This window comes from Aquabacterium sp., assembly GCF_004297345.1.
In the GTDB taxonomy this organism is placed as follows: domain Bacteria; phylum Pseudomonadota; class Gammaproteobacteria; order Burkholderiales; family Burkholderiaceae_C; genus Aquabacterium.
This window is the reverse complement of the sequence record NZ_SCTN01000508.1, coordinates 1-8,905: the sequence shown is the minus strand read 5'-3', so window position 1 is coordinate 8,905 and position 8,905 is coordinate 1. Positions and strand designations below refer to the sequence as shown.

11 protein-coding genes are annotated in these 8,905 nt (G+C 62.4%); 9 read left to right on the top strand and 2 right to left on the bottom strand.

The genetic code is table 11. The features are described 5' to 3' along the window. The first annotated feature begins 260 nt into the window (after positions 1-260). The 9 genes from nifV to EPO09_RS19645 are packed head-to-tail and all read left to right on the top strand — an operon-like array spanning position 261 to position 7,140. Positions 261-1,397 carry a homocitrate synthase gene (gene nifV, locus EPO09_RS19685; RefSeq protein ID WP_290645840.1) on the top strand — a complete coding sequence of 379 codons (1,137 nt, stop codon included), beginning with the start codon at positions 261-263 and terminating at the stop codon, positions 1,395-1,397. Next, the gene (cysE, locus tag EPO09_RS19680) at positions 1,394-2,245 is read left to right on the top strand and encodes a serine O-acetyltransferase (RefSeq protein WP_290645838.1); all 852 of its coding nucleotides are present in this window, start codon (positions 1,394-1,396) and stop codon (positions 2,243-2,245) included. Before nifV ends, cysE begins: the two co-directional genes overlap by 4 nt. A gap of 2 nt (positions 2,246-2,247) precedes the next feature. Further along, positions 2,248-2,628: a nitrogenase stabilizing/protective protein NifW gene (gene nifW, locus EPO09_RS19675; protein WP_290645836.1), complete on the top strand. Its 381-nt coding sequence runs from the start codon at positions 2,248-2,250 to the stop codon at positions 2,626-2,628. Positions 2,629-2,654: 26 nt separating this feature from the next. Next, positions 2,655-3,503: an electron transfer flavoprotein subunit beta/FixA family protein gene (locus EPO09_RS19670; protein WP_290645834.1), complete on the top strand. Its 849-nt coding sequence runs from the start codon at positions 2,655-2,657 to the stop codon at positions 3,501-3,503. Positions 3,504-3,551: 48 nt separating this feature from the next. After that, entirely contained in the window at positions 3,552-4,649 is a 1,098-nt protein-coding gene (locus EPO09_RS19665) for an electron transfer flavoprotein subunit alpha/FixB family protein (protein WP_290645832.1), read from the top strand. 30 nt (positions 4,650-4,679) lie between these two features. After that, positions 4,680-5,987, top strand: a complete 1,308-nt coding sequence (locus tag EPO09_RS19660) for an FAD-dependent oxidoreductase (RefSeq protein ID WP_290645830.1) — start codon at positions 4,680-4,682, stop codon at positions 5,985-5,987. 35 nt (positions 5,988-6,022) lie between these two features. Next, positions 6,023-6,322 (top strand): ferredoxin family protein, encoded by a 300-nt coding sequence (locus tag EPO09_RS19655; protein ID WP_290645828.1) that lies wholly within the window; start codon positions 6,023-6,025, stop codon positions 6,320-6,322. 12 nt (positions 6,323-6,334) lie between these two features. Beyond that, positions 6,335-6,658, top strand: coding sequence for a (2Fe-2S) ferredoxin domain-containing protein (locus EPO09_RS19650; protein ID WP_290645826.1), 324 nt, complete (start codon positions 6,335-6,337; stop codon positions 6,656-6,658). Further along, on the top strand, positions 6,652-7,140 hold the full coding sequence (locus EPO09_RS19645; protein ID WP_290645825.1) for a hypothetical protein: 489 nt from the start codon (positions 6,652-6,654) through the stop codon (positions 7,138-7,140). The genes EPO09_RS19650 and EPO09_RS19645 overlap by 7 nt, the downstream gene beginning before the upstream one ends. 15 nt (positions 7,141-7,155) lie before the next feature. Here the strand turns inward: EPO09_RS19645 and EPO09_RS19640 are convergent, their stop codons facing one another. Together EPO09_RS19640 and EPO09_RS19635 are read right to left on the bottom strand one after the other, a co-directional pair. Beyond that, positions 7,156-8,478: a lipase family protein gene (locus tag EPO09_RS19640; RefSeq protein WP_290645823.1), complete on the bottom strand. Its 1,323-nt coding sequence runs from the start codon at positions 8,476-8,478 to the stop codon at positions 7,156-7,158. A gap of 188 nt (positions 8,479-8,666) precedes the next feature. Then, positions 8,667-8,905 (bottom strand): TOBE domain-containing protein (locus tag EPO09_RS19635; protein ID WP_290645821.1); only part of this gene is annotated, 239 nt, incomplete at its 5' end.

Below are 8,905 nucleotides of genomic sequence, written 5' to 3'. Positions count from 1 at the left end.
GACTGGAGCCTAGCTTGACAAGTCGAATGGGCATGCAGCGTTCCTGGTGGGGCAAGTCGACAAGGATTCGAAAGAATACCGCGACTGCGCCCAAGCCATACACGCAAGGATGTGGGAAATGGCGGAAACCCGACACGCCACAAGGCCGACACATACAAGCGCACGAGCCAATCAAATCAATCACTTAGCGCACGAAGACCACTGGCACACCGATTGCAGTTCCACCTGCATCCATGTTGTTTCAGCCCGAGTCTTCAACCATGCACAGCGCGATCATCAACGACACGACACTGCGTGACGGCGAGCAGACCGCCGGCGTGGCCTTCACGGTCGCGGAGAAGTGCGCCATCGCCAAGGCCTTGTCAGACGCGGGTGTGCCAGAACTGGAAGTCGGCATCCCCACCATGGGCCCCGCAGAGATCGAGACGATCAACTGCATCGCCTCGCTCGGACTCAAAAGCCGCCTCATGGTCTGGGGCCGCATGTGCGAAGCCGACATCGCTGCCGCCATGCAGTGCGATGTCGACATCATCCACCTCTCCATCCCGGTATCGGATATCCACCTGCAGCACAAGCTGCAACAAAGCCGCGAATGGGCGTTGGCCCAAGTGGCCTATTACGTGAGCGCCGTGCATGAAGCAGGCCACGAGGTATCCGTGGGCATGGAAGACGCCTCGCGCGCCGACCCCGCCTTCCTGGACCTGCTGGCGCGCCAGGCCGAACGCGCTGGTGCACGCCGTATCCGCTTTGCCGACACGCTCGGTGTGCTCGACCCCTTCTCCACCCATGAGGCCATCCGCCGCCTGCGTGGCGCCGTGGACATGGAGATCGAGATCCATGCGCACAACGACCTGGGCTTGGCCACGGCCAACACGCTGGCCGCCTTGCGTGCCGGCGCCTCGCACGCCAACACCACGGTCAACGGCCTGGGCGAGCGTGCCGGCAATGCCGCGCTGGAAGAGGTCGTGATGGCCCTGCGCCATCTGCACGGCCTGGAGACCGGCGTGCGCACCACCGATCTGGTCGCCATCTCGCAACTGGTGGCGCGCGCCTCGGGCCGACCGGTGGCCGCCAACAAGAGCATCGTTGGTGAGGCTGTGTTCACGCACGAGTCCGGTATCCATGTCGATGGCTTGCTCAAGAACCCCAGCAACTATGAAGGCTTCGATCCCGCGGAAGTGGGCCGCCAGCGACGCACTGTGCTGGGCAAGCACTCCGGTTCGCGCGCGGTGCGATCGGCCTATCAAGCACTCGGCCTGCCCGTGATCGACCTACAAGTTCAGCCACTGCTGGAGCGCATCCGCGAACACGCTGTGCACACCAAGCGCTCGCCCACGCCGGATGAATTGCAACGCTTCTTGCTGGAAGCATCGAGCGCACTGGGGCAAGCATCATGAAACGTGAAGACCCTGCGCTGGAGGCGATCCAAGCCATGTCCGCCAATGATCAGTCCCAGGCCTCAAGCCAGCCTTCGTGGTGGTCCTGCCTCAAGGAAGACGTCGCCTGCGTGCTGGCACGAGACCCCGCAGCCCGCAACCGGTTCGAGGTGTGGACCATCTACCCAGGCGTTCAGGCCATGGCGCTGCACCGCCTGGCACACGCGCTGTGGCGGGCTGGCTGGCGCTTCATGCCGCGCTGGTTGTCGTTCGTGGCACGCTGGTTCACCAACGTCGACATCCATCCGGGCGCACGCATCGGGCGCCGCTTCTTCATCGACCATGGCGCGGGCGTCGTGATCGGCGAAACCGCCGAGATCGGTGATGACGTCACGCTCTACCACGGCGTCACGCTGGGTGGCACGACCTGGCAACCTGGCAAGCGCCATCCCACCCTGGGCGATGGCGTGGTGGTGGGGGCTGGCGCCAAGATTCTCGGCGCCATCACGATCGGGCACCGTGCCCGGGTCGCGGCCAACTCGGTCGTGATCGACAACGTGCCTGAGGCCGCCACCGTGGTGGGCATCCCGGGTCGCGTGGTGATACGTGAGGAACACCGCAAGAGCTCGGCCAAGGCTGGCATGGCCATCAACCTCGATCACCACCTCATCCCCGACCCGGTGGGCAAAGCCATCGGCTGCCTGCTGGACCGCATCAGCGAGCTCGAACATGAACTCAAGCTCATCCGGCACATGACAAGCCCGGATGCGACGGTCGAGTCCATCTGCCAATCCTGCGATGACACCTGCTCGCAACCCACCTTCAGCACCGCCTACAGCCCGTCATCGCGACGCCAAACAGGAGCCTGATCATGACTGATTCCTTCGCCGACAAACTGCGTCAGCTCTCTGCAGCTGAGGACTTCCTGAACTTCTTTGGCGTGCCATACGACAAGGCCGTCGTCAATGTGAGCAGGCTGCACATCCTCAAGCGTTTTTATCAATACATCCGCCAGGAACCGAACCTGCCGGAGAACAACGAGCAGGCCTTGTTCCAGTGCTATCGCCAGTTGCTGGTCAAGGCGTATGAAGACTTCGTGAAGTCCACGCCCGCTCAGGAGAAGGTCTTCAAGGTCTTCCAGGAAGCCGAAGGTCATCAGCACGTCACGCTGCAGAACCTCAAGTCGACGCTGCCTTCGCATGGTGGCGCAGTCCCGAGTTTCACCGTCCCTGCTGCGCCGCGCGCTGCCTGAACCAAGAGCCCAAGAAGGAAATCACCATGCACATCGTCGTCTGCATCAAGCAGGTACCGGACTCCGCCCAGATCCGCGTCCACCCCGTGACCAACACCATCATGCGTCAGGGCGTGCCCGCGATCGTGAACCCGTACGACCTGTTCTCGCTGGAAGAAGCCCTGCGTCTGAAAGACAAGTTCGGCGGCAAGGTGACGATGCTGTGCATGGGCCCGCCGCAAGCGGAAGAAGCGCTGCGCAAGTGCGTCTCCTTTGGCGCCGACGACGCCATCCTCGTGACCGACCGCGCCTTTGCTGGCGCCGACACGCTGGCCACCTCGTATGCACTGGCCGCGGCCATCCGCAAGATCAACAGCGAGCAGAAGGTCGACATGGTCTTCACTGGCAAGCAGACGATCGACGGCGATACCGCACAGGTGGGCCCCGGCATCGCCAAGCGACTGGGCATGCAACTGCTGACCTATGTGTCGCGCATCGTCGAAACCGATCTGGAGAACAACACCATCACCGTGGAGCGCCGAGGCGAAGGCGGGGTGCAGGTGCTCCAGACCGCTCTGCCCGCACTGGTCACCATGCTGGAGAACACCAACGAGATGCGCTTTGCCACGCTGCCCATGATGATCCACGCGGCCGCCTACCAGGTGCGCAAGTGGAACAAGGATGACGCCGGCATCGAAGACGTCACCAAGATCGGTCTGAAGGGTTCGCCCACGGTCGTGAGCCGCGTTTTCGGACCCACACCCCGCGCCGAAAAAGCCGAGATGCTCAGCATCGAGACCTCCACGCTGCGTGATGTCTCGCTCAACCTGCTGCAGTCCATCTTCACGCGCCACCCGACGCTGGAGCAGGATCTCGTCGAAAAGTTCAGTGCCTGATCAACGCCCCCGTCCACACGCTGTCATCACCTTACACGGAGCATCATCATGAGTGAAGCCAAGCCTGCATTGAAACCCGCTGGACGCGGCCGCAACCTGGAGCTGTCAGAAGAACTCAAGGCCTATAAAGGCGTGTGGGTGTTCATTGAGCACGAGCGCGGCCATGCACACAGCGTGTCGTGGGAGCTGCTGGGAGAAGGCCGCAAGCTGGCCGATCAACTGGGCTCGCCTTTGTGCGGCGTGGTGCTCGGCGGCCCGGATGAAGACCTCGACAAGTTTGCCAAAGAGGCCTTTACCTATGGCGCCGATCATGTCTACTTGATGCGCGACACGGTACTCAAGGGTTACCGCAACGAGCCCTTTACCAAAGGCCTGACCGACCTGGTCAACAAGTACAAGCCGGAGATCGTGCTGCTGGGCGCCACCTCGCAAGGCCGCGATCTGGCTGGCTCCGTGGCCACCACCTTGCTGACAGGCCTGACGGCCGATTGCACGGAGTTGGCCATCGACCCCAACACGCGCGCCCTGGCTGCCACCCGGCCTACGTTCGGCGGTTCGCTGCTGTGCACGATCATGACCCTGGCCTATCGCCCGCAGATGGCCACAGTGCGCCCCCGCGTGATGGCCATGCCCCGCGCCGAGGCTGACCGCACAGGCACGACCAGCGAAGACACCCTCGGCCTGATCGAAACCAACATCGTCACCAAGCTGCTGGACTTCATCGCCGACGCCCACAGCAACAAGATCAACCTGCCCTATGCCGATGTGATCGTCAGCGGCGGCAAAGGCTTGAAGAACCCCGAGAACTTCAAGCTGGTGTTCGACCTGGCGCGCGTGCTGGGCGGCGAGGTGGGCGCCACCCGCCCCTGCGTGCAGGCTGGCTGGGTGGAAGCCGATCGGCAAGTGGGCCAGACCGGCAAGACGGTACGCCCCAAGCTCTACATCGCAGCAGGCATCAGCGGCGCCATCCAGCACCGCGTGGGCATGGAGGCCAGCGACGTGATCGTGGCCATCAACACCGACCCGAACGCCCCCATCTTCGACTTCGCGCACTACGGCATCGTCGGCAACGCCATGCAGGTGCTGCCCGCGCTCACGCAAGCCTTCCAGGCCCACATCGACCAGCGCATCAAGCGCGTGGCTTGACCTTTCCCATGACCGATCAGGAGCATTGACATGAGCAAAAAAGACTTTGATGTGATCGTCGTGGGCGCAGGCCCCTCGGGCAATGCCGCGGCCTACACGGCAGCCAAAGCGGGCCTGAAGGTGCTGCAGATCGAGCGCGGCGAGTACCCCGGCTCGAAGAATGTGCAAGGCGCCATCCTCTACGCCGACGCGCTGGAGCGCATCATCCCTGACTTCCGCGAAGATGCCCCGCTGGAGCGCCACATCATCGAACAGCGCATGTGGGTGCTCGATGACGCGAGCTTCGTGGGCAGCCACTTCCGCAGCGAGGACTACAACAAGCCGCCCTACAACCGCTACACCATCATCCGCGCCCAGTTCGACAAGTGGTTCAGCTCCAAGGTGCGCGAAGCCGGCGCCCTGCTGATCTGCGAAACCACGGTGCAAGAGCTGATCATGGACGGCGACAAGGTGGTGGGCGTGCGCACCGACCGCGAAAAGGGGGATGTTTTCGCCGATGTGGTGATCCTGGCCGATGGCGTCAACAGCACGTTGGCACGCAAGGCGGGCTTCCATCCGGAAGTCAAGGCAGGCAACGTGGCACTGGCCGTCAAGGAGATCCACTTCATGCCTGAAGAGCTGATCCAGCAGCGCTTCAACATCAAGGATGAAGAAGGCGTGGTCATCGAGATGGTCGGCAAGATCACCGACGGCATGATGGGCACGGGCTTCCTCTACACCAACAAGGACTCGATCACGCTGGGCATCGGCTGCATGCTCTCTGACTTCAAGCAAAACGAGAGCAAGACCTCGCCCTATCAACTGCTGGAGCAGATGAAGCGCCACCCCTCGATTGCCCCGCTGATCCAGGGCGGCGAGATGAAGGAGTACTGCGCCCACCTGATCCCTGAAGGCGGCTTCTTCGCCATCCCCAAGGTTTACGGCAATGGCTGGATGATCGTGGGTGACTCGGGTGGCTTCGTCAACGCCGTGCACCGCGAAGGCTCCAACCTCGCGATGACAACGGGCCGACTGGCGGCCGAGACCATCATCGCGGCCAAGGCGGCCAACAAGGAACTGAATGCAGCGACGCTGAAGGCCTATCAGAAGGCCCTGGATGAATCCTTCGTGATGAAAGACCTCAAGAAGTACCGAGACATGCCCAAGGTCTTCCACGAGAACCCGCAGTTCTTCACGACCTACCCCGAGCTGCTCAACAAGGCCGCGCGCACCATGGTCACGGTCGACAACATCGACAAGAAAACCAAGGAACGCGAGATCTTCTCCAGCTTCAAGACCGCGCGAACCTTCTCCGGCCTGGTGGGCGATGCCTTCAAGCTGTGGCGCGCCTTCCGCTGACTGTCTCTTCCACACCTTGAATCAGGAGTGACACCATGACCCCCATCAATGTGAACGTGGAAGAGAAACTCTTCCAGAACCGCTACAAGGTCGACGCCGGCCGCCCCCACATCAAGATCAAGGATGCCAGCGTGTGCCGCGACGACTGCAAGGACCGCTCCTGCACCTTCGTGTGCCCGGCCTCTTGCTACAAGGCAGAAGGCAATGGCGCCGTGACCCTGATCACCGATGGCTGCCTTGAATGTGGCAGTTGCCGCATCATCTGCTCAGAGCACAGCAATGTGGATTGGGAGTACCCACGCGGCGGCCACGGCATCCTCTTCAAATTTGGTTAAAAGGAAATCAGCATGTCCCGCCCCGAACGCAGTGTCTTCGTTTGCTCCCAACAACGTCCGCCCGGACACCCTCGGGGCTGCTGCGCCGCACAGGGCAGCCAGGCCGTACTGCAGGCCTTCTGGAAGGAGCTGCAAGCGCGCAATGCCTATGAGCAGGTGGGGATCACCTACTCGGGTTGTCTGGGCCCTTGCGATGGCGGTGTCAACGTGCTGGTCTTTCCTGACAGCGTGCTCTACAGCCGCGTGAAGCCGGAAGATGTACCCGAGATCTTCGAGAAGCACTTGCTCGGCGGCGAAGTGGTCGCGCGCCTGGCAGCCTCGGCGGCATCATGGTGAACATTCTCACCGGCGAGGCCTCGAGCGATCTGTTTGGTGGGGATGTGCCACCGCAGGTCAAAAGCCTGGTTGAGCAGGCGCGCACGGCGGAGACACCAGAGCGCGCCCTGGCCCTGTTGTGGACAGCGCAGGTGTGTGCGCCCAACTGCCCTTCGCTTTACTACCTGCTCTACAAGTTCCATGCGCGGCATGCGGACTTCGAGCAGGCGGAGCTGGCAGCACTCAAGGGCCTGGAGGTGGCCGCTGATCAGGCTGGGCTGCCCGATGACTGGCGCGTCGTCACGCCCGATATGGCAGACTTCATGGCCCCTGGCCCAGCACGTTTCTGGGCCTTCACACTCAAGGCGCTGGCCTTCATACGGCTGCGCCGCCAGGACCCGGAGTCAGCCCGGGCCTACCTGAACAAGGTGCACGAACTGGATCCGCAAGGCGGCACAGGCGCAGAGGTCATCGAAGCCCTCATCCGCTCACAAGGCGTCTGAGGGCTCGCCCTTTCATCAAGGGTTGTAAGTCAAAGGCGTCAGGGGGTTGCCCACTGCGATGCTGCTGCAGTTCTGCGGCGCAGCCTTGCCGGCAAAGCGGTCATCCACCCAGGCAGCGGCCCAAGGCATCCAGCTCACCATGGTCACGAAGTGGCTGGTGGTGTATTCCTTGTGCTGCACGGGCACGCCCTTGGCACAGTATTGACGAGCCAGCGTGCGAACGTCGCCCGCGATCATCACGCCATCACCCTTGCCCCACAACGGGGAAGGCTGTGTCAACTCGCCAGTACCGCCGGTACCCTGACCGATCTGCAGAGGGATCTCCGGGGTGCCACCGGTACCCATGATGACCTTGTTCGCGGCCTCCACGTAGTCCTTCAACTTGGTGCGATCCTGGTACTCGGGTTTGACGATGTCTTTCCAGGTCACCTTGCTGTACTGGCCCAGCACGTAGGCAATCGAGGCCTTGTTGATCCGGTTGTACACCTCGATGCCGCGCGGGGTCATGTACTTCTGGATGTCGATGTCATAGGAGCGCGCGATACCGACGACCGCCATGGGCATCACGCCGCCCCACAGGGCTGCACCGTTGATGTAGGTCAGGTTGTGCTCGGGGTTCACCAGCGTGCCGCCAAAGGCCGCGCCAATCAGATTGGGCTTCAAGTCAGGCGCGTAGGTGGGGGCCAGTTCGGCCGCCCATTCGGTAGCGATGGCACCGCCCGAGTAGCCCATCATCGCGACCTTGGCATCCTTGGCCAGCCCGATTTGAGGCGCGTTGAAGGCGGCACGGATCGAATCCAGCGTGTTGTAGCCATACTCCGGGCCGGCTGCGAAGTCAGCCTTCTGGCCTTGCGTGTCAGAGATGATCACGGTGTAGCCCTGCTTCACATACTTGCCAAACAGCAAGGTCTCCACGGCAGGCAGGATGTCTGGCAGACGCGAGCCACCAGCGAAAGCGCGCGAGGGCGCATCCTCAGGGTTCAGCGAGTCGTAGAACGACTGGTACGACAGCACCTTGTTCTTGTTGGCGCAACTGACCTTGCTGCAATCGGGCGTGAAGATCGTGGTCACGTTGGCAGCAGGGCGCTGCATGGCATCGGTCGAGCGGTACACGACCTGCGTGGCCGTGTACGACGTCTTGACACCCGCCAGATAGACCGCAATGTTGCGGCTGCTGAGAACCGTGCCCGGCTCAAAGTTGGCCAGGGGCGTGCTGCCGCTGTATTGGTAGAACTGATCAGGGGTTGCGGCGTGGGCCGTGGTCGACAGCACGAGTGCGGTAACGGCAGCCTGTGTGGCAGACAGCATCAGGCGTTGGGGGCTCAGACTGAATCGCATGGGGACTCCGGGCTTCGGGTATGGGTTTGGATGCGGTTCAGTGTCTGGGTCACCCGTGTTTTTCGGATTCGCAACAACGGCCAAGCATTGACGGAAAGCGCTTTCGCCAGGGTTTCACCGAATGAGGCGACACCTGATACATCCCCAGGCAAACCCGACATGCTCAGGAAATACCCCCTGACATGCGCTTAACTGCGCAACAACGCGGCACCTTTGATCTGAGCAAAGACCGTCTGCCCCGTCTGCAACCCCAGCGCCAGCACCGAGCGCCTGGTCAGTCGTGCCAGCAATGCACTGCCGTCAGGCAGCGTGAGCCGCAGCATCACGCTGGCGGCATCTTCTTCATGCACAGCCGCCACGGTGGCCGGCAAGATGTTGAGGATGCTGCTGTCCACCGGGCGACTGAGCGCCACGCTGACGTCGCGTG